General features: G+C 29.4%; 21 protein-coding genes and 1 pseudogene. 5 read left to right on the plus strand and 17 right to left on the minus strand.

The window, feature by feature from the left end:
- Positions 1-23: 23 nt before the first annotated feature.
- The 6 genes from BUB83_RS10840 to BUB83_RS10865 all read right to left on the minus strand — a co-directional run bounded on the left by BUB83_RS10840 (position 24) and on the right by BUB83_RS10865 (position 7136).
- Positions 24-851: a carbohydrate ABC transporter permease gene (locus BUB83_RS10840; protein WP_073338494.1), complete on the minus strand. Its 828-nt coding sequence runs from the start codon at positions 849-851 to the stop codon at positions 24-26.
- Positions 851-1735, minus strand: a complete 885-nt coding sequence (locus BUB83_RS10845) for a carbohydrate ABC transporter permease (protein ID WP_073338495.1) — start codon at positions 1733-1735, stop codon at positions 851-853. Before BUB83_RS10845 ends, BUB83_RS10840 begins: the two co-directional genes overlap by 1 nt.
- Before the next feature lie 98 nt (positions 1736-1833).
- Entirely contained in the window at positions 1834-3150 is a 1317-nt protein-coding gene (locus tag BUB83_RS10850) for an ABC transporter substrate-binding protein (RefSeq protein ID WP_073338496.1), read from the minus strand.
- Between the two features lie 169 nt (positions 3151-3319).
- Positions 3320-4324, minus strand: a complete 1005-nt coding sequence (locus BUB83_RS10855) for a LacI family DNA-binding transcriptional regulator (protein ID WP_073338497.1) — start codon at positions 4322-4324, stop codon at positions 3320-3322.
- A 105-nt stretch (positions 4325-4429) separates the two neighbouring features.
- The gene (locus tag BUB83_RS10860) at positions 4430-6160 is read right to left on the minus strand and encodes an alpha-amylase family protein (protein ID WP_073338498.1); all 1731 of its coding nucleotides are present in this window, start codon (positions 6158-6160) and stop codon (positions 4430-4432) included.
- Positions 6161-6179: 19 nt separating this feature from the next.
- Entirely contained in the window at positions 6180-7136 is a 957-nt protein-coding gene (locus tag BUB83_RS10865; RefSeq protein ID WP_084133521.1) for an ATP-binding protein, read from the minus strand.
- 381 nt (positions 7137-7517) lie between these two features.
- Between BUB83_RS10865 and BUB83_RS23060 the strand changes: the two genes are divergently transcribed.
- From BUB83_RS23060 to BUB83_RS10885, 5 genes are all read left to right on the plus strand, one after another.
- Entirely contained in the window at positions 7518-7670 is a 153-nt protein-coding gene (locus tag BUB83_RS23060) for a competence protein CoiA family protein (protein ID WP_479723233.1), read from the plus strand.
- 17 nt (positions 7671-7687) lie between these two features.
- Positions 7688-8356 carry a response regulator transcription factor gene (locus BUB83_RS10870; protein WP_073338499.1) on the plus strand — a complete coding sequence of 223 codons (669 nt, stop codon included), beginning with the start codon at positions 7688-7690 and terminating at the stop codon, positions 8354-8356.
- A complete protein-coding gene (locus BUB83_RS10875; protein ID WP_073338500.1) occupies positions 8356-9924 on the plus strand; it encodes a sensor histidine kinase in 1569 nt (522 codons plus the stop codon). Before BUB83_RS10870 ends, BUB83_RS10875 begins: the two co-directional genes overlap by 1 nt.
- Before the next feature lie 83 nt (positions 9925-10007).
- Positions 10008-10907, plus strand: a complete 900-nt coding sequence (locus BUB83_RS10880) for an ATP-binding cassette domain-containing protein (RefSeq protein WP_073338501.1) — start codon at positions 10008-10010, stop codon at positions 10905-10907.
- Positions 10888-11658 carry an ABC transporter permease gene (locus BUB83_RS10885; protein WP_073338502.1) on the plus strand — a complete coding sequence of 257 codons (771 nt, stop codon included), beginning with the start codon at positions 10888-10890 and terminating at the stop codon, positions 11656-11658. Before BUB83_RS10880 ends, BUB83_RS10885 begins: the two co-directional genes overlap by 20 nt.
- Before the next feature lie 133 nt (positions 11659-11791).
- Here the strand turns inward: BUB83_RS10885 and BUB83_RS10890 are convergent, their stop codons facing one another.
- The 11 genes and pseudogenes from BUB83_RS10890 to BUB83_RS10945 form a co-directional block, all read right to left on the minus strand.
- The gene (locus tag BUB83_RS10890; protein ID WP_073338503.1) at positions 11792-12202 is read right to left on the minus strand and encodes a putative zinc-binding protein; all 411 of its coding nucleotides are present in this window, start codon (positions 12200-12202) and stop codon (positions 11792-11794) included.
- Between the two features lie 2 nt (positions 12203-12204).
- The gene (locus BUB83_RS10895) at positions 12205-12609 is read right to left on the minus strand and encodes a putative zinc-binding protein (RefSeq protein WP_242950664.1); all 405 of its coding nucleotides are present in this window, start codon (positions 12607-12609) and stop codon (positions 12205-12207) included.
- Positions 12602-13459, minus strand: coding sequence for a putative zinc-binding protein (locus tag BUB83_RS10900; protein ID WP_073338505.1), 858 nt, complete (start codon positions 13457-13459; stop codon positions 12602-12604). Before BUB83_RS10900 ends, BUB83_RS10895 begins: the two co-directional genes overlap by 8 nt.
- Complete coding sequence (locus BUB83_RS10905; RefSeq protein ID WP_073338506.1) at positions 13452-13745, minus strand: 4Fe-4S dicluster domain-containing protein; 294 nt, start codon at positions 13743-13745, stop codon at positions 13452-13454. Before BUB83_RS10905 ends, BUB83_RS10900 begins: the two co-directional genes overlap by 8 nt.
- A 2-nt stretch (positions 13746-13747) precedes the next feature.
- A complete protein-coding gene (locus BUB83_RS10910) occupies positions 13748-14122 on the minus strand; it encodes a hypothetical protein (protein WP_073338507.1) in 375 nt (124 codons plus the stop codon).
- A 60-nt stretch (positions 14123-14182) separates the two neighbouring features.
- Positions 14183-15586, minus strand: coding sequence for a dihydrolipoyl dehydrogenase (gene lpdA, locus BUB83_RS10915; RefSeq protein WP_143160529.1), 1404 nt, complete (start codon positions 15584-15586; stop codon positions 14183-14185).
- A 181-nt stretch (positions 15587-15767) separates the two neighbouring features.
- Entirely contained in the window at positions 15768-16763 is a 996-nt protein-coding gene (locus BUB83_RS10920; protein ID WP_073338509.1) for a PD-(D/E)XK nuclease family transposase, read from the minus strand.
- A 119-nt stretch (positions 16764-16882) separates the two neighbouring features.
- Positions 16883-17528, minus strand: a pseudogene (locus BUB83_RS21280) (ATP-binding protein); the annotation flags it as partial.
- Between the two features lie 80 nt (positions 17529-17608).
- Positions 17609-18406, minus strand: coding sequence for an ABC transporter permease subunit (locus BUB83_RS10935; protein WP_073338512.1), 798 nt, complete (start codon positions 18404-18406; stop codon positions 17609-17611).
- 12 nt (positions 18407-18418) lie between these two features.
- Positions 18419-19222: an ABC transporter permease subunit gene (locus BUB83_RS10940; RefSeq protein WP_073338513.1), complete on the minus strand. Its 804-nt coding sequence runs from the start codon at positions 19220-19222 to the stop codon at positions 18419-18421.
- Positions 19223-19231: 9 nt separating this feature from the next.
- Complete coding sequence (locus BUB83_RS10945; RefSeq protein ID WP_073338514.1) at positions 19232-20107, minus strand: ABC transporter ATP-binding protein; 876 nt, start codon at positions 20105-20107, stop codon at positions 19232-19234.
- Positions 20108-20243 lie beyond the last annotated feature (136 nt).

Below are 20243 nucleotides of genomic sequence, written 5' to 3' on the forward strand. Positions count from 1 at the left end.
AAAGTTAACTATTTTTTATTTATTTATTTTACTGAACCCTGAAGAACTCCGTCTATAATATGTTTTTGCATAAACAAATATACAATTATTACTGGGATTACTGTCAGCATTAAACCTGCCATAGATAAACCATATTCAACTGTATATGTTCCTGAAAAATAATAAGTTGATAATGGTAATGTTCTTTCTGTTTGTCCTATCAACACTAAAGATGGTAACAAGAAATCATTCCAAATCCATAATACGTCTAAAATAACGATAGTCATTGTTGTTGGTTTTAATAATGGAAATACAACTTTCCAAAAGGTTTGGAATTCATTACATCCATCAATCATAGCCGCTTCTTCTAATGACCTTGGTATACTTTTTATAAACCCATGATACATGAAGACTGCAAGCGAAGAACCAAATCCTAAGTACATATAAATTAAAGCCCATTTGCTATTAAGAAATCCAATGGTACCATAAATTTTAACTAAAGGAATCATAATACCTTGGAAAGGAATAATCATAGATGCTAACATTGCAAAGAACATTATTTTATTCATTTTCCAATCTTTTCTTACAAAAATATAAGCTGTCATGGATGAAAAAATTGTTATAATTAAAACACTAAAAAATGTTATTATTAATGAATTTGTAAAGCCATGAAGGTAATCCATTTTCTTGAATGCATCAATATAATTAAATAAGCTAAAAGTTGTAGGAAGAGCTAAAGGATTTGCAATAATTTCTTTTCTATCTTTAAAAGAGTTTATTAACACAAACACAAAAGGAACTATATATATAATAAAAAATATACTTAATACAACTAATTTTAATGCATTAACTATAAACTTATTTCTTTTCATTAAGCTTCTACCTCCATCCTCTTAGTTAAATAAACTTGTATTAAAGTAACACTAGCAACCATCAAGAATAAGAAAAATGCTTGTGCCTGTCCTACCCCGTATTGTTGTGCTAAAAAAGCTTTATTATAAACATGCATCGCTATCATTTCTGTACTTTTAAATGGCCCACCGCCAGTTAAGGATATATTTAAATCGTAAACCATGAATCCTCTTTGCAGTGTTAAAAATATACATACTGTAAAAGAAGGTATCATCATAGGTAAGATAATATTTTTCAATTTTATGAAAGGGCTAGCCCCATCTATATCTGCTGCTTCTAGTATATCTCCAGGAACATTCATAAAGCCTGCAATATATATAATCATCATATAACCAGATAATTGCCATACTGTTACTATAACTAATGTCCAAAATGCTTTATTTGGATCAGATAACCAAGATGATGAGAATATTGGTATATTAAAGTTTTTACCTATATAAACTAAAACATTTGAGAAAATAAACTGCCATATAAATCCAAGTAAAATTCCGCCTATTAAATTAGGAGTAAAAAAGCCTGCTCTAAAGAAATTTTGACCCTTTGTACCACTAGTTAATATAAATGCTAAAAAGAAAGCTACTGCATTAACAAGAATCACTGTAACAAACACATATTTTAATGTAAACCCAAATGATGTCCAAAATACTCCATCCTTAAAAACTTCTCCGTAATTTTTAAAACCTACAAGAATATGTTCACTATCTATTCCATTCCAATTAGTAAAAGTCAAGTATATCCCAAACAAGAAGGGGATAATCATTACTGTTAGAAAAGCAAAAGTTGATGGTCCTGCAAAAATTGTATAAGTCTTTAATTTTTGAATAAAACTTTTTTCATTATTCATTTTAACACCCCTTTTTTAACAAATATCCTGTTACTATCTGACCTTTTATTAAAATAGCGGATATACAACATTATATCCGCTATTGATTTTAATTGAGATTACTTTACTGTTCCCCAATATGCTTTTATTTCTTCTGCAAGTGTAGCTCTATCTGATTGACCAACTAAGTATTTTTGCATAGCTGCTCCAACTTGTGCCCAGTGATCTCCTGGAAGAGTTGCAATACTTCTTAAAGTTTTTCCTTCACTCATGTATGATTTAATAGATTTTGCTAATGGATCTTGTGCTTCAAGAGTAATATTTTTGAAAGCTGGAATTATATTAGCTTTATTAACTAAAATATCTTGACCTGCTTCATCATATACTAACCAGTTTAAGAATGCTTTAGCAGCATCTTGTTGTTCTTGTGAATTTTGCTCTACGTCTAATCCGATAAATTTAGAAGGTGCTACAGTTATTTGTGTGTTACCATAATCAGCAGCATCATTACTTACTGGTACAGGTATAAATCCAAAATCAGAGTTTGATTCATTAAATTCTTTAATTTGTGGCCAAGCCCAGTTACCCATGAACCAAAATCCTACTTCTCCTTTACCAAGCACTTCAGCAGCTCTATCATAAGTACCTGCTAATGCATCTGCATTATCTATGTTAGCTTCTTTTAATACATCAAATGTATCCATGTAACCATTAAATACTGCATTGTTAGAAAGATCTGCACTTCCATCTTTTAATCCTGCAATTAATTCTTCTGCTTTCGCTAAATCTTTATCTTGTTGATTATAAGCAAGTGTTAAATAGTGAGCTCCAAGTGACCAATCCATTGGTGATAGAATCATAGGTGCTACTCCTGATGCATCAATTTTAGCAAAAGCTGCTTTTAAAGAATCAGTTGTATTTATAGTTGTTGGGTCAACGCCAGCAGCATCTAATACAGATTTGTTGTAGATAAGTCCATATCCTTCAATTGTTAATGGAAAAGCCTTAACTACTCCATCTATAGTAACTGCATCAAGATTTCCTTCTAATGTATCTGCTACCCATTTTTCACTTGATAAATCTGCAAATTTATCTTTGAATTTTGGAATATCGTTAGGATCCATCATTGCTAAAGTAGGTGCATTACCCGATGCATACATTGCAGAAATTTTTTCAAATGGGGATGTCCCATCTGGGCAAGGGATAACTTCTACGTCTATATTAGGATTAGCTGCTGTAAATGCTACTGCTGCTTCCTCTAATTGAGTTTGTATTTCTCCTTTAGAATTTACAAAAGTAACTTTAACTACTTCTGTTGTAGAACCTTCTGTTTTGTTACCTGAATTAGTTGCATTATTTGTTTTAGCACATCCAGCCATTAAAGATACTGATAATGCCGCTGTAAGAATTAGTGATAATACTTTTTTCTTTTTCATAATAAAATACCCCCCATAATTTTTTTATTTATTTTATGTAGTTTTGTATAGTATAGAGTTCCCACTGTGAAACTTAATTTACACAAAACTTTCAACAAAAACATAATTGTTTAAAAAACTATAACTCCACCAAGGAAATCGGTTTCCTGTTTCTTAAAAAAAAGTACTTTTATTTTCTTTTTGTACTTTTTCTTATAATAATTTTAGTAGGAAGAACTATGTTCTCTTCTTCATGTACTCCGCTGTTGATTTGTCTCAACAAAATATCTACCGCTTTTTCTCCAAAATCAAATACTGGTTGTCTTACGGTAGTTACTGACGGTATAAACATTGATGCTATAGGTATATCATCAAATCCTACTACAGATATATCTTCTGGAACTTTAAAACCACTTTCATAAATACATTTTATTGCTCCTATAGCCATCTCATCACAAGCACAAAATACTGCTGTTGGTAATTCTTTTAAAGTTAACAGTTTGCTCATTGCATTGTAGCCATCTTTTACTTTGAATTTTCCTTCAACAATCAAATTTTCATCTAATTTAATATTGCTATCTTCTAAGGCTTTTTCATATCCTTTATATCTATCATACCCTGTAGACTTGTCATACAAAGGTCCTCTTATCATAGCAATTTTTTTATGATTTAAGTTTATCAAATAATTCATTACTTCATAAGCAGCACTGAAATTATCTATATCAACACTTGAAATAGGCATATCTTCAAACCTTCTACTAACAGTTACAATAGGATTTTTATAAGAAGAAAAAAATTCTTTATGCTTTTCTTCAATTTTACTAGTTAAAAATATTATTCCGTCAACTTCTTTATCATCTAAGATGTTAAGATACTCCATTTCTTTATCAAATTCATCATAGGTATTGCAAAGTAAAATATTATATCCATTTTCATTTGCTGTCATTTGAACACCTTTTACTAACTCTGAAAAAAAAGGATTTGATACATCTGGTATTATAATTCCAAATATATTGGTTTTTTTACTTACCAAACTTCTTGCTAAAGAACTTGGTTTGTAATTGGTTTCCTCAACTACTTTCATAACCTTGTCTCTAATATCATCACTAACAGGTTTACTTCCATTAAGTACTCTAGAAACAGTAGCTTTAGATACTCCTGCCATTTTTGCTACATCGTTTATAGTTGCTTTCATTACTGTTTCCTCCTGTTAAAAATTTGTTCTTAAATCATCTACAATTCTATTATAAGTAATCGGTTTCCCGTTGTCAAGATAATTGTATATTTTAATTCAATATAATTATTTCGTTAATGAATACTCTACAATTTTCCCCTTTGGATCAATTGATTCAATTGTATAACTATAATCCTTTAAATTAGCTTCTAAGCTTGCAGTGTAACCATTATTCTCCCAAGTTAATTTTAGAATATGATGGTCAGTTTCTAAAACTTTTAATTTAGCCTCAAATCCGAAAGCCGGACAAGTATTTCTAAATTTAAGAAGTTGAAGTTGTTCTTCCACAACTTTATTCTTAACCCCTTCTTGAGCCTGCTTTAAACTTAAGTTTGTTCTATTAATCTCTTTATGTCCCCCAGAACCTGCTTTTTCTACTGCTTCATGATTATTCTTTCCTGCAAAAAGATCTAGATACCATACTTGTGGTTTTCCTGGCATAAACATTTGAATTGCACGAGCTAAAAGAAGTTTCTCATCATCTTCACCCAATGCACTATAGTAAGTAGCATTTACCTGATAGTAAATATTTTTAGCCCCGTGGAGATCTTTAACGTAACCGCCTCTATTGATAACTGTTTTTATAAGTGTATCTATTTGTTCATCTGGCAACAACCCTTTTAAATCAAGAAGAGGAATACCATCATGGCAACCAAGCATATTTACAGTTTTAATATTTTTTTCTTGAATATCATTAATCCATTTAATTAAACAATCATGTGTGTTTCTTTCAAAAGCATCAATAATAAGTCCTGGCAGGAAGAAATCATAAGTCATAAATCCCATATCTGCTATTTTCTCATGAATTTTTTCCTCATACTTTGAATGAATCTCTGGTAAAAGTTTTAAATTATATTTATCCGCTAACTCTTTTACCCCAAGAAGTAAATCCCAAGTTCCAGGGTCATTAAGAAAATTCTTAGCTCCCGGCTCTTTTGGAGCATATGCAAATGCATCAAGTCTTACTATTTCAGCACCATATCCAGAAAGCTTTTTCAAAGTATCTTCATAGAATTCCCAAACTAACGGGGATTTAATATTCAAATCCATTTGTCCTAAATACTTACGTCTTGACTCAAGTAAATTAATGACATCTTCTTCATATTTTGTGAATCTATCAAATTCAATTTCATTAGGTTTTTTTCCTGAATTTAAAGCTTTATTAACTATATTAGCTAATATTTCTGCTGAAGAATATTGAATATTCATTTCTCTCATAAGATCTTGCGCATCTATTGTCTCATACTTTACTTCTTGATAAAAAGTATTCCAATAAGGAACTTCTTTTCCATCTGGCATTCTTACATTTAGAATAGGAAGTCCTTGTTTTCTAAAAAACATGTCTTTAATTAAATCCGCATTGGGTTGAATATACCCTTCTGTAGTCATTTCTCCATGATTTTCCCAAAATTTATTCCAATTGATAAAAAAATCTTTGTATTTAGAGTCTTCACCATTTTTCAAAATATCTTGGAATTGTTTTGATAACACTGATGCATGATTTAAAATAAAATCAAACTTAAATGCAATTCCATTATTTTTTAGTTCCTTTAAGTCTTCTTTGGATGCAAGCATATCATTCATTTCATAATCTATTACGGAAAATCCTCTATCCAAATCAGTATTAAAAATACTTGGTAAAATATAAAATGATTCAAAAGCACCTTTAACATTAGGATTTTTTATAAATTCTACAATATCTTTTAAGGTTCCACCTATACTATCTGGATATGCATTTAGCATAGCTCCAGCCTTGATGGCTCTTTCTTCTTTTTTCTCAATAGAATTAATGTTCATTTTTTTCCTCCTAAGCCTGCTATTCTTCCATTAATTTTGTATACTCTTCAAAAGAGATTATATCTCCATTTTTTGTTAAAATGATTTTTGCATTATGTGCTTGAGAAACCAATTTACCCTGCTCAATTTCTAAAATCATCATTGTAAAAGAACTGTCTATTGCTCCATCTCTATTACGTGATCTACGGTGTTCAAGAGTTTCTTTTGGTGTACTATTTAAAAGTATTGGAATATCCACTCCTTCTAAATTTGGATTGTTTCCATGTGTCCATTCAATTATCAAAACATTTGTATTGCTAAAGTCAACTGAATCATACCATAATTCATTTTCTTCTCTACCCATTCTTTTAAGCATAATATTTTCTGTTCCATTTTTAAACTGTGCAATAATATTGCTTAATTCTGAGAAATCTATTTCATTATTTGTTCCTAAGTAATTTTTAAGTCCCTTAATTCCCTCTTCTTTATAAACTTCTAACCAAGGAAACTCTTTGAAGTATTCAGAATTAGAGTCATTACCACTTTCTTGTAATTCTTTTAATTTATCATTTCTCTCGCTATTATATTCCCCTCTTGCTACTAACCCCTTTATACCACTTTCTCTAAAAACACTCAATCTTTCCGCATCATTATATTTGGGTATTCTATGTGGATAGTTATCTCCTGATAAAATATAGCTACCTATGTTCATATTATTAAAATAATAGGCAAGTAAAGAGCCTGTCTCTGATTTACCTACACCCGAACCACCATGTACAGAAATAACTGCTTTTTGATTACTTTGGTTATTAAATACAGGTACTAATAGTTTTAATAGTTCCGGAAAAATCTTTTCAGCTTTCTTTAAATGATTTTCATCAATACTAATTTTGTCTCCCGGCATATCACCCTTTTGAATACTATTTAAATCCAAAATCTTAGGGGCAACCCACTGAGATGCAAGAGCTATTTTGTCACTGATTAAATTTTTACACATAATAAAACCTCCCAATTTTTAATTATTATTTTCAAAATATAGCCTGATCTAACCTTTAATAGAGCTAATTCTAATTCCTTTTTCAAGAAACCGGTTTCCTGAAAAGCAAAAATATATATGCTCACAAAACAAACTATAGCATTCTTCAAAGATATGCTATTTCATAAGTGATAAAGTTTATACTTCTATTATAGGTAATCGGTTTCCAGTGGTCAAGAGTTATTTTTAAATTTTATTTATTTTTTTTATAGAAATCTATATTCTCCACTAAACTTTTTTCATAATTAATAATAACTCCAATATTAGCAAATTATGATAAAATAATAAGAGTATAGATATTATTTTATTTTGAGGTGATTTAATAAATGGAAATTTGCAGTTATAAAGGAATCTGAAAATCACAAGATGGGAAAAATAATTCTGTATCATTATTTTAAAGAAAAATATCCAGAAATTAAGCCCAGTTTAAATTATAGATTCCAAAGTAAAAGAAGAGCTGATTTATATATAGAAAAACTTCGTTATAAATTATAATAAAGGGGAAATGAAAGATGGCAAGAATTTTATTTTTAGAGGACGAACCCACTATATCAGAAGTAACCACAGAATATATGAAAATGCAGAAATACGAAGTAGTTTGTGCTAAGGATGGGCAAGAGGCTTTAGATTTACTAGAAAGCAATTTTTTTGATTTAGCTATATTAGATATAATGGTGCCAAAAGTAAGTGGATTAGTTGTTCTTGAACATATAAAGAAAACAAATCCTCAAATAGCTACAATAATGCTCACCGCCCTTGAAGATGAACAAACACAGTTAAAAGCCTTTAACTTTTATGCGGATGATTATGTAATAAAACCATTTTCACCTTTATTATTGCTTAAACGTATAGAAACAATATTGCGTAGAACCATGGGAAATAGCGCAAAAATATCAGAATCAAAAGGTTTGTATATAAATGATGAAGAATTTCAAGCTTACTACGACAATGATTCTTTACAATTAACTTTAAGTGAATTTTTACTTCTACAAACATTAATGAAAGAACCAAAACATGTTTTTACTCGTGAAAAATTAATAATGAAAATTTTCAATGATGAGTACTTTGGCAACGACAGAATAATAGATGCTCATGTGAAGAACCTGAGAAAAAAACTACCCAAAAAATATATAAAAACGGTAACTGGTGTGGGCTATAAGTTTGATCAGGAGGTTAATTGATGAATTTATCAAAAAAAACCTTTCTTTATAGTGCCATTATATCAGGAACAATAGTGGCTTTAATGATAGCATATTTTGTACTTATGTTACCTTCTTTATATGTAGATTATATGGGAAAACTTAATTATAATTCAATAAAATCTATACAAGAAAATTATATAATTGATGGAAATTATAAAAATATATCCTCAAGTAATCCTGTAGGGTCAGCTACTATTAAAATACCAGCTGAGGGTAATAAAGTTTTTATCTCTAATAAACTAGGCTCTATAAAAGTCACTATTAATGATGATGAAATATTAAAAATTCTTGAAAAAGTAAGATACTATTCTACTCACAGGGATGAAATAGAAAATTTAGAAAAGAAAGATTTTGATTTTACTAATAACATTGAAGAAATTTTTAAAAATAAGCTATTTAAGGATAGTTTACCTTTGACCTTTGAATTTTTAGAAAATGATTCTACTAATATTTATGAAGAAATATCCTCAAAAATTAATGTAATAGATGATAATACCGTTATTTATGAAGGTAAAGTATTTGATGGAAGTAATTATTATACTAACTATATAGCTTTGAGTCTTTACAAAAATGATATTATTGTATCGGTTTTCACTGCAATGACTCCAAAGATAGAAGAAATAAAACCAATAATTTTTCAAAGTTTACCAATGATTATTGCCACCGCTTTTTTATTAATATTAGTATCAACTATTTTATTTTCAAGAAAAATAGTGATTCCAATAGAAAAACTGGTAAATCATGCTGTGTTTATGAAAGAAAATACTCATAGAGAAGTTGAACTAATGAAAATAGAAGGTCAGGATGAAATTGCAATTTTAGGTGAGACTCTTAATGAATTATATTTAAAATTAAATGAAAACTTTAAGGAACTTGAGAAAAGGAATAACTATCTTTCAAAGCAAAATAAAAGGCAAGAAGTATTTTTGAGAGCATCCTCCCATCAATTAAAAACTCCAGTGGCAGCATCTTTATTACTGGTAGAGGGTATGATTAATGAAATCGGAAAATACAAAGATACAAAACAATATTTGCCACAAGTAAAACTTCAATTGCAATCTATGAGAAAAATAATTGATGATATTTTAAATCTTAACAATTCCATTGAAACTATTAAAAAGGAAAGCATAGATATTGGTAAGGTAATTGAAGAAAGTCTTTTATCCTATGAAGTGCAACTGAAACTAAAAGGTATTACTATAGAAAAAGAAATAACCACAGTAAATATAGATACAGATAAAAAGCTTATTTTTAAAATAATAGATAATCTAATAAATAATGCTATAAATTATACTCCAAAAGATGGTCATATAAAAATAACTTTATCTTATAAAGCATTAACAATTATTAATTATGATTCATTTATAGAAGAAGATTTATTGCCACATATTTTTGACCCCTTTGTTTCAAGTAATAGCGAAAATCGTGGACATGGCTTAGGGCTTTACATTGTAGCCTATTACGCAAAACTATTGAATTATCAAATTACCCTTAGAAATATTAATGAGGGTGTTGAAGGCTCTTTGTATTTCATACAATCACCATAATATTCACATATAATCTTCATATGAAATTCATATGAGTTTGGTATAATTTAACTATAGAAATTTGTTAAATAAGGAGATTAATTATGGTAACTATAAATAATTTAGAAGTGAAATATGGACAGCAAATTGCATTATCAATAAAATCACCAATAACTTTTGAAACTGGGGACAGGATAGGGATAATTGGGTCAAATGGTGCTGGAAAAACCACTTTAGTAAAATCAATATTAGGGCTTACAAATTATAATGGTAGAATTCAAACTAATTTAAAGCCAGAGCAAATGTCCGCACATATGCAAGAAAATAATTATGTGGACACTATGGCAATTAAGTATATAATTGAGGCTATTTTGAACACAAAAATAAAAAGTAATAAAGTATTACAGGAATTAATTAGTTTTTTTAATTTTGAGAATTGTCTTAATAAAAAATTCAGTGCCTTATCTGGAGGACAAAAACAACGTTTAACGATCATCTTAGTTTTAATTCAAGATACTCCTTTGGTATTCTTTGATGAAGTTACTTCAGGATTAGATTTTGAAACTCGTCAACAATTAATGAATAAAATAACTCAGTGGTATGAAAATAAAGAAGCTACCATATGCATTGTATCTCATTACTATGAAGAGCTGGAAAAACTAGCTAGTAAGGTATTGATTTTAGATAATGGAGAAGTAGTTGATTTCGGAACTAAGGAACAGTTATTCCAAAAATACTGCGGCAAATCAACAATAACTATTGAAAACAATAAAAGAAATGAAGAATTGAGTAAAAACTTACCCAAAATAATTGCACCTGAACATTTAATAGCTCTTTCTTGCTTAAATGAGAATAAGGAATTAGAAATAGTAAAGGTATTAATAGAACAAAATATAAATTTCAAAAGAAGTAATAATGATATTGAAATTATGTCTATTAATGCAAAAGCAAGATTTAATGGTGAATTAAAGGGAGGTATAAGCAATGAATACAAAGCTATTTAATTTAGCGCTAATAAAATATGAACTTAGAAATTTAATGGGAAATACATTTACCCTAATTTTTGGGGTGATTTTTCCCATTGGAATGACCATATTCTTTGGAAAAATATTGGTAGGCAATGTGCCTGAGGATATGAGAGATGTTGTTTTAACAAGTATTTTTATTACTGAAAGTTTAATTATTCCCTTAGCATCTATTCTTGTAGGATATTCCGCAATATTTTCCCAGGAACTAGAAAAAAACACACCATTAAGATTTCGGTTGTTTGGGTATAGTGAAAAAACTATATTGATTTCTAAAATATGTGCCCATTTGATTTTTATAACCATATCACTGGTTATCTACACAGCAGTAGTTATCTCAGTATTAAAAATACAGGTACCAACTTTAAGCTCAGCACTTATTTTAATAGTATCCTTATATTTACTATCTACAATTTTGTTTATGTTAGCTCATGGAATATCATTATTTTTCAAGAAATTTGGACCAACTTTTGCCATAACTATGATATTATATTTTTTAATAATGATTTTAAGCGGAATGTTTGGTGTGCAAGCAAAGGATTTTCCAGATGCACTAAAGGCTGTGGCATATGTTTTTCCAACAACTTATATCAGCGGAGAATTTATAGATTTTTGGCAAGGTGGTAGCTATAATTTTGTTCCTTTTATCCAATCCTTTATATTCTTTGCAGCTGTTTCATCCATTATATTAATTTTGGCAATATACCATAATAGAAGAAAATTCAATTAAATAAAAGATTCTTGGCTATTTACAATAAATATGGTTCACTGTTCGTGTCACATTTTCTTAGGACTTAATAAAGCACTTTTCTCATTAGGAAGAGTGCTTTATTAAGCTTTATCTCAACCAAATTTTGTTGCTGTTATAAGTATTTCATCATAACTTTTTCGATTTCTTTTGCAACTTTTTCCACCATTTCTTTATGTTCTTCTGTTAAATATCTTGTGGATACTAATTTTGATTCCGCTATTTCCTTGCCTAAAATATCAGAAACTATTATTGTATCACTAACTTTACCACTATACTTTTCGGTAGCTATTTTTGCACAACATTTATCACAGCCCTCTACTACAATGGTAGGATATTTTTTTGCAAATCCTCTTTCTTCTTCTCCCCCTGCATTAAAAAGTGGTAAACATATAGTAACTGTTTTTTCAGGCATAATCTCGTCAAGCATCTTTCTTGTTGCCAATCTAGATATAGTTCCACCTAAACAATCTTCCCCACTACAGGATACTACACCAATCTTTAAGTTGTCTTTATTTTCTGCCATAACTAATTACCCTCCTTACTTAATTCTTTTACCTTTTTAGCTAATTCATCAGCTATTTCATCAACTATTTCCCAGCCTTCTTCAGTAAGTTCAGTAGCAGTTCCAGCCTTAGCCCCTTTATGCTTTCTAAAAGCATCTATAACTCTATATTCTTCTTTCACTATTCCCCCAACATTAGCAACATTTTTTGCCGCACACATTTTAGGACATCCATCAATAGTAATACATTTTTTCCCTTTTATTAATTTACCAGAAGCTTCGCCATCTGTTGATACAAAAGCAAGGCACATATTTTCTGATTGATGGGCACATAATTCATTAGCAACCTTGAGAGCTACTTCTCTAGAAACTAATCCTAAAACCTTACCCATACCACTGCAAGGAATAACTTTAATTTTATTAGACATGGAAATCATCAACCTTTCTCTTCAATATTTTAAAGTAATCTTCAAAATTCAATAAAAAATCTTTATCTTCCTCTAAATCCCCAAGTTCAATTTCTGCTATCCATCCTTTTTCATAAGGATTTTCATTAATCAATTCAGGCGCTGCTATAATCTCATCATTAATGGAAATTATTTTTCCTGAAACAGGACAAACAACCTCAAATACTGCTTTTCCTGATTCTATTGTTCCTAGCTCCCCAAATTGTTCTATTTCTGAATCAATTGCTGGTTCATTAAAAAACATGATATCTGAAAGACTTTGCTGTACATAATCAGTTACCCCTATTCTTGCAATATTTCCTGAGATATAAACCCATGAATCATTTTCATTAAAATAAAAACCTTCTTTGGGAACTTTAAATATAAATTTGTCTTTTTTATAAATCTCATACTCTATTGTTTCAGGAAAACCAACCTTATTATCTAATGATTTTTCCTCCTTGTCCTCCTCTTTTAAAATATCTTTACTTATAATATCAACTAATCTCTGTTCTTCCGAATCAATTCTTAAAGCTTTACCTATGATAATATCATTATTCTTTGCTTCTTCTGTTACAGTAATTTTCTTTACTACTTTTAGCCCTTTCTCAACTGCTAGTTTACTTGCACATCTAGTTGCACATCCATCAATTACAAGAAGTGGATTTTCTTCTGCCACTTTGTTATATCTAGATTCAGCCACTCTATATAAAACTGGGCAAATTAATTCACTTTCAGATTCCTCACAAACTTTTATAGCTACTTCACTAGAAATACACCCTGCACACTTATCAAGACCATTACAAGGTAAAATAGCATACTTTTTACTCATTTTCCTTCATCGCCTTTCTTGTTTCCTTGATTTTTTTAGTTACCTCTGCTTTATTTGGAAAATCAATTGCATCAAGACCACATGCTTTTCCGCAAGCTCTACAGAAAACTACACAATTATTTGGATTTTTTACAACTAGCTTTTGCTCTTCATTTTCTCTCACTTCAAAAACTTTATGAGGACAAAATTCTACGCAATCATTACAATAATTACATTTTTCAAAATCTATTATTGGACTCCAATCAATGCTATCTCTTGGAACTCCCATGAAAGTTGTTTCGCTCATTTTTATACCTCCAACCCTAATTTTTCTAATGCCTCTTCTACTACACTTATAGCTTTTTCATTGGTCATATCTCTGATATCAAGCATAACTGCATCTTTTTCTATATCTAAACCTGCTTCTTTAAATGCATCTTTAAACATTTTCTTTTGCATATTAGGTGCACATGCTCCTATTACCACTTTTCTATGAGATTTTAAGAAATCTGCTAAAAATCTATCTCCATCTTCTTCGCAAAGTTGCGGATGTATAAATCCATACTCTACAGGTAATTCAACTCTAACCTGATTGATAAAATCCCAAATATCCATCGCTTGAAATCCTGGACATTTTCCTGTACACACACACATAATAAATCCTGGCAATTGTTTTTCTTCCATAAAAATATTCCTCCACTTTTTTTGTTTTTTATAACTTTGCTTTTGCAAAATTATTATCATTTATTTATGAATTGCTAAACCTACTGCATCCCCACAAGCTTCCATTATTGCTTCACTTAAAGTTGGGTGTGGATGTATTATTTCTGCCATAATCTCAGCTTTAATTCCTGCACTCACCGCCAAAGTAAGTTCAGATATTATTTCTGAAGCATTAGCTCCTAAAATTTGAGCCCCTAATATAATATTAGAATTCTTGTCCACAACTATTTTTACAAATCCTTCTCTCTCGCTAAGACACAATGCTCTACTGTTATTTCTAAAATTAAATCTACCTATATTAACTTCTATATTTTTGTTCTTTGCTTCTTCTTCATTTAAACCTACAGAAGCTATTTCTGGATGTGTATAAACACAAGCTGGTACTGCATTATAATTAACTTTACTTTTAATTCCTAAAGCATTTTGTGCTGCAACTCGACCTTCTGCATAAGCAAGATGAGCAAGTAATTTTCCTCCGATTACATCTCCAGCTGCATAAACATTTTTTATATTTGTTTCCATGTTTTCATTTACAAGTATTTTACCTTTTTCCGTCTTAATTCCTAATTGAACAATATCTTTTGATACGCCATTTAGCTTACGTCCAACTGCTATTAAAACTTTTTGGGTTTCAATAAATTTTTCTTTTTCATTTTCGTTTGTATGTAATATTAATCCTTTTTCACTTTCCACAATATCTATTACTTTTGTATTCAAATTTATTTTAATTCCTTGTCTTTTCATTATCTTCTCAAGCTCACTTGTGATTTCTTTATCCTCTGATGGTAGTATATTATCCATAAGCTCTATAACAGTAACTTTTGATCCCGCATAATTAAACATAGTTGCAAACTCAAGTCCAATAGCTCCAGCCCCTATTATTACTATATTTTCAGGAACCTCTTTTAATTCTAGGGCTTCATCACTTGTAATAACATCTTCTAGATCAATACCAGAAATATCAGGCTTTAAGGGCTTTGAACCAGTAGTTATTATTAATTTTTCACAGTTTATATGAATTTCTTCACTTTCTGTTTCCACCATTATTTCTGATGAATTAACTATTCTTCCTGAACCCTTTATTACATGAATGTTGTTCTTTTTCATTAAATGTTCTATACCCATTCTTAGATTTTTAACAACTCTATCTTTCCTAGAATTTGCAGTACTCCAATCCAAAGAATTTAATGTGGAATCTATTGAAACTTCCTTGGATTTTTTAATTAAATAAGTTACTTCCGAAGTCCTTAGTAATGCTTTTGTAGGAATACACCCTCTATTAAGGCAAGTTCCTCCAATCTCTCTTTCTTCAACCATTGCAACGCTAGCCCCTAGTTGTGCTGCTTTGATTGCAGCAACATAACCTGCTGGCCCTCCACCAATTATGCCCACACTAACTTGAATATTTTTTGACAAAAATATCATCTCCCACATACATAAATATGCTATATTAATATATTTTTATGTTCTCATAATTCCTCATAATCATTTACACATTAATACTTATATACTCATATGAGTATATAAGTATTATATGCCCAGCTATCTTACTTGTCAACAAAATAGAACACAAAAAAAACAAGACTTAAGAATTCAAAGTCTTGCTTTATTGTTTGATTTTGCAAATAAAATCTTCCAAACTATCTGCTTTTGCAGAAAATCTCAACCATTTCTTTAAAGTATCATTGTTATCTTCTTCATTAATCAGCTTAATCACCTCATCAGTGACAATTTCTATTTCATTTAAATTATCCAATATATCTTCTCTTCTTGCTGAGGCTGCTCCTTCTTCTCTTCCTTCTTCTCTTCCTTCTTCTCTTCCCTCTTCTTTTCCTTCAATCCATCCTTCTGCCTTAGCTGTAGACATTATATCTCTCTCAATTGCTATAGTTTCTAAATGTTTTTCATAAGCTCTTCGATCCTTTTGCTCTAACTTTGTAAGATTTAATTGCATCTCTGCTTCTTTGATATACTTGGATTTGAATTCCTTTTTGATTTCTGAATTTTTAAGCATATATATCCATTCATCTATATCTTCTTTTACAATATTCTTAAATCTTTCTATATTAATTAGATAGTACTCTGGGAATATATTTGCTTTCTCTTTAAAAGTCACTTTATTTTCCCCTTTATCATCTATCTGTACTACTTTATTTTTTACTTTCAATTTTTCATTTGTGTGCATTCCATAAAATTCTGTGGTTCCATAATAAATATAGTCTTTTCCAGTACCTAAATTAAAATAAAGAATACTTACAGAAATAACTTTTGAAATATCTTTATATTCTTCTCCTAATTTAAAATAATCAACTATAACCTTTGAGCTACCGTAAAGAACTCTTTCTAAATAATCAGACTCTCTCTCATTTTGTATTTCAACAATTATTTTCTCTTTATTTTCATCTTCTACAAGAATATCTACTCTGTTAAATTTATTTGTTTCACTGCTTTGATTTCCTTCACTTTCAAGAATATTTAAAATAACAATATCTTTTTTAAGTAGTGCTGTTAGAAATCCTTCTAAAACTTTAAAATTGCTTTTATCTCGTAACATCTTTTTTATAAACCAATCGAATCTTATTAATTTATTTGAGTTTTCCATCTAATTCACTTCCTCTCATACTTATAATTTTACCATATATGCACTTTTTTAAACATGTTTATTAGTTCAACATTGAGCTCTCTTTTTATTTGATAATTTTAACTTCAACATTATTTAAATTATTTATCATATCTTGGCATTTTTATAATAGCCTTAAACAAATCTCCATCTATTTCTATAATAAAACTTCCCTTTTGAATCTCTATCAAACTTTTAGCTATAGACAATGCAAGTCCACTTCCCTGACTACTTCTTGATTCATCACCACGTTTAAATCGCTCCATAAGTTCATCAGCAGAGATATTTAATTCATAAGCTGAAATATTTTTTATTGTCACTTCCACTTCATTCCCTAAGTCTATAACATCCAAATAAACTCTAGATCCACATTGTGCATATTTAAGTTAATGGGGTTCTTATATCATGGGAAACATTTGTAATTAATTCTGTTTTTAATCTTTCATTTTTAACTTCGTTGTCCACTGCTTCTTTTAACCCCTGACCTATATCATTAATATTAGCAGCAAGTATTCCAAATTCGCTTTTCCCTGTAGTTTTTATTGTATAGTGAATATCACCGTTTTTTATTTTTTCTACGCCTTCTTTTATCTCATTAAATTTCTTTACTTGCTTTAAAGAGAGCCATGCCACAAAAGCTATAGTTATTTGAAAAACAAAAAAAGTAATTGCAATTAATATAGGGTAACCTATTACGATGAAAAGAATCTTGAAACCAACACTTCCACTATCATATATTACTTTTATATTCTTCTATTAACATTGCTAAACTTGTTATAACATCTCTACTCTCAAAGTCATATTCATTGCTTTTAAAATAACTATCTTCAAGAAATATGCAAATCCCTTTTAGGATAAAAAATAAATGTTCCAATAATGCTAACTACTATTATTCCTAAAGAAATAATTATATACACTCCTTGAAGTTTTTCCTCATTTAATAAATACAAAGGTTCAAAATATTTAAATGGAGTAAAATATTTCATAAATTCAATTTTATCGCTTAACCCTATTAATATAGATAAAAGATATGTTACTAACAATATACTTATAGAAACCGCTCCTGCTTTTTTGTACCTTTTTAATAAAGAGGCTATAAGCATACCTATACTTAAAAATACAATTTGAATAATAAATATTGCTGCTATGCTTAATGCCCAGAACTTAAAAAACTCTTTACTGGGTTGATATTTCATAGTTGCAACAATTCCTGTAATTCCAGTGACGCTTAAAAGAATAAAGCAATTAATAACCGCTGCTATTAATTTGCTAGTGATTACTTTCTTTCTTGAAATTGGTAAAGCAAAAAGAAATTCAACTGTTTTATCTCTTTCTTCTTTAGATATTATTGAGCTACCTAGCAATACAGCATAAATCCCCAGCATAATATAAAAATAGATATTAGCAATACTAACAAATCCACTTACAGTTGTAAGATTTGCACCATTCATACTAAAAGCCTTCAACATAGCTTCTGGCATTGAATCCAAAATATCTGCCATAGCTGGATTATTATAATAAGCTGAGAATTCTGACATCATCATAACAAATATTAAAATAATACAAGCACTCCATATTATAAGAGATTTCATATTAGCTTTTAATTCTCTTTTAATAATATTCATATAAAAAACCCCCTATACTGAGTGAATGTTACGTTTAAGATATAAAATATAGCTACCTATAATTGAAATAACTATAATGCCAACATTAATCCCCACCAACATAAAATCATATTCTCCACTTGCTAATATAGTTGCAGGTTCAAAATGATAGAATGGTGATATTAAACCAAGAATTTCTCCCCCAATGATACTTCTAAGAGAATTCAAAATATATAAACCAAAAGATAACGCCATAGAATAACTAAGCACACTACGAACCTTTTTTACACACATAGAAATAAACATTCCAACGCTTAAAAAGAAAAGTTGAAATAAAAATGTGGTTAATAAAAGCTTGATCAAATATTCCCCATTATACTCCGCACCATCTGTAAAAAGCATAATTGCCCCAAAACTACCAAGCCAAATAAAGAAATTTGTAATAGTTAAACTTGTAAAGGCTGCAAAAAATTTACTCATAAAAATCTTAGTTCTAGATACAGGCTTGCTCATTAAAAAATCTGCTGTAAGTTCGCTTTCTTCCACTGATAATAAATGAAAACCATAATTGGAACTTTGAATAGCCACACATAATTGCACAAATACAAATACAAAAGAAAAATACCCTAAAACCGTTGACAAAGAAAGACTTCCATCCATTCCAAAAGCTTTTAAAAGCTCTGGTGGATAATTTTCTAGAATTTTATCCATAAGTGCAGCATCTGCAGCAAAAGCTGAGAAAAAAAGCATATACATAACAATAAGACCTATCATTGATAAAGACCATATAATAATAGATTTACCATACATTTTCATTTCGTATTTAAATATATTCATAAATTTCACCTACCTATAATAGTGCATAAATATTTCTTCTAGGGACGGTTCTTCAATAAGTACATCTTTAACCTTTTGTGAACTAATTGCGGCAGTAATTTTGTTTACATCCCCATTATAGAAAAAGCGAAGTTCATTATTTTCTTCTTCTACTTTACTAACTCCATTGATAATGAAATTACTTTTATTTAATTGATTGCCTCTTATGGTAATCTTTTTATAATTGTTTTCTCTTAATGTCTTAATATCTTGTACTTTAATTATAGAACCATCCTTTATAATAGCCACACGATTACATAATTGTTGAACTTCCGATAAAATATGGGAAGAGAAAAATACTGTGGAACCTTTTTTATTTTCTTCCGCAATAATATCAAAAAACTTTTGTTGCATCAAAGGATCTAATCCACTGGTTGGCTCATCTAAAATAATTAACTTTGGCTCATGTAATAGTCCTTGTACAATCCCTACTTTTTTCTTATTACCAAAAGACAAATCTTCAATTCTACGGTTAAGGTTCAATTCCATAATATCAGCTAATTCTTTCATTCTTTTAGTACAATCTTTTTTATAAAAACTAGCTGAATATTTAAGTAAATCAATAACTTTCATTTTATCATAATAGAAAACTTCGGAAGGCAAATATCCTATTTCTTCACGAATTTCTGGCCCAAATTCAATACAATCTTTTCCAAAAATTTTAGCATGTCCTGATGTTGGATAAATCAAACCCAATAATAATCGAATAGTGGTGGACTTCCCTGCCCCATTAGGCCCAATAAATCCGAATATTTCTTTTTCCTCAACATTAAAGCTAACATCAACTATTCCCTTTGATTTTCCATAATACTTGGTTAATTTATCGATTTCAATAATATTACTCATTTTTATACCTCCATCCATAAAAATATTAATAAGATAATTATTGTACATGGATTCATTATATCAACTGCTTAATTATATCTCAACTTAATTATATTTAATTTGTAATAAAACAATAATTTAACAACTACATTTGAAT

The sequence above is a fragment of the Clostridium grantii DSM 8605 genome (assembly GCF_900129965.1).
GTDB lineage: Bacteria > Bacillota > Clostridia > Clostridiales > Clostridiaceae > Clostridium_AF > Clostridium_AF grantii.

Bases quoted from the DNA above. Each gene is read 5' to 3' on its own strand.
- BUB83_RS10840 (WP_073338494.1), bottom strand. From the start codon at position 851: ATGAAAAGAAATAAGTTTATAGTTAATGCATTAAAATTAGTTGTATTA.
- BUB83_RS10845 (WP_073338495.1), bottom strand. From the start codon at position 1,735: ATGAATAATGAAAAAAGTTTTATTCAAAAATTAAAGACTTATACAATT.
- BUB83_RS10850 (WP_073338496.1), bottom strand. From the start codon at position 3,150: ATGAAAAAGAAAAAAGTATTATCACTAATTCTTACAGCGGCATTATCA.
- BUB83_RS10855 (WP_073338497.1), bottom strand. From the start codon at position 4,324: ATGAAAGCAACTATAAACGATGTAGCAAAAATGGCAGGAGTATCTAAA.
- BUB83_RS10860 (WP_073338498.1), bottom strand. From the start codon at position 6,160: ATGAACATTAATTCTATTGAGAAAAAAGAAGAAAGAGCCATCAAGGCT.
- BUB83_RS10865 (WP_084133521.1), bottom strand. From the start codon at position 7,136: ATGTGTAAAAATTTAATCAGTGACAAAATAGCTCTTGCATCTCAGTGG.
- BUB83_RS10870 (WP_073338499.1), top strand. From the start codon at position 7,688: ATGGCAAGAATTTTATTTTTAGAGGACGAACCCACTATATCAGAAGTA.
- BUB83_RS10875 (WP_073338500.1), top strand. From the start codon at position 8,356: ATGAATTTATCAAAAAAAACCTTTCTTTATAGTGCCATTATATCAGGA.
- BUB83_RS10880 (WP_073338501.1), top strand. From the start codon at position 10,008: ATGGTAACTATAAATAATTTAGAAGTGAAATATGGACAGCAAATTGCA.
- BUB83_RS10885 (WP_073338502.1), top strand. From the start codon at position 10,888: ATGAATACAAAGCTATTTAATTTAGCGCTAATAAAATATGAACTTAGA.
- BUB83_RS10890 (WP_073338503.1), bottom strand. From the start codon at position 12,202: ATGGCAGAAAATAAAGACAACTTAAAGATTGGTGTAGTATCCTGTAGT.
- BUB83_RS10895 (WP_242950664.1), bottom strand. From the start codon at position 12,609: ATGTCTAATAAAATTAAAGTTATTCCTTGCAGTGGTATGGGTAAGGTT.
- BUB83_RS10900 (WP_073338505.1), bottom strand. From the start codon at position 13,459: ATGAGTAAAAAGTATGCTATTTTACCTTGTAATGGTCTTGATAAGTGT.
- BUB83_RS10905 (WP_073338506.1), bottom strand. From the start codon at position 13,745: ATGAGCGAAACAACTTTCATGGGAGTTCCAAGAGATAGCATTGATTGG.
- BUB83_RS10910 (WP_073338507.1), bottom strand. From the start codon at position 14,122: ATGGAAGAAAAACAATTGCCAGGATTTATTATGTGTGTGTGTACAGGA.
- lpdA (WP_143160529.1), bottom strand. From the start codon at position 15,586: ATGATATTTTTGTCAAAAAATATTCAAGTTAGTGTGGGCATAATTGGT.
- BUB83_RS10920 (WP_073338509.1), bottom strand. From the start codon at position 16,763: ATGGAAAACTCAAATAAATTAATAAGATTCGATTGGTTTATAAAAAAG.
- BUB83_RS10935 (WP_073338512.1), bottom strand. From the start codon at position 18,406: ATGAATATTATTAAAAGAGAATTAAAAGCTAATATGAAATCTCTTATA.
- BUB83_RS10940 (WP_073338513.1), bottom strand. From the start codon at position 19,222: ATGAATATATTTAAATACGAAATGAAAATGTATGGTAAATCTATTATT.
- BUB83_RS10945 (WP_073338514.1), bottom strand. From the start codon at position 20,107: ATGAGTAATATTATTGAAATCGATAAATTAACCAAGTATTATGGAAAA.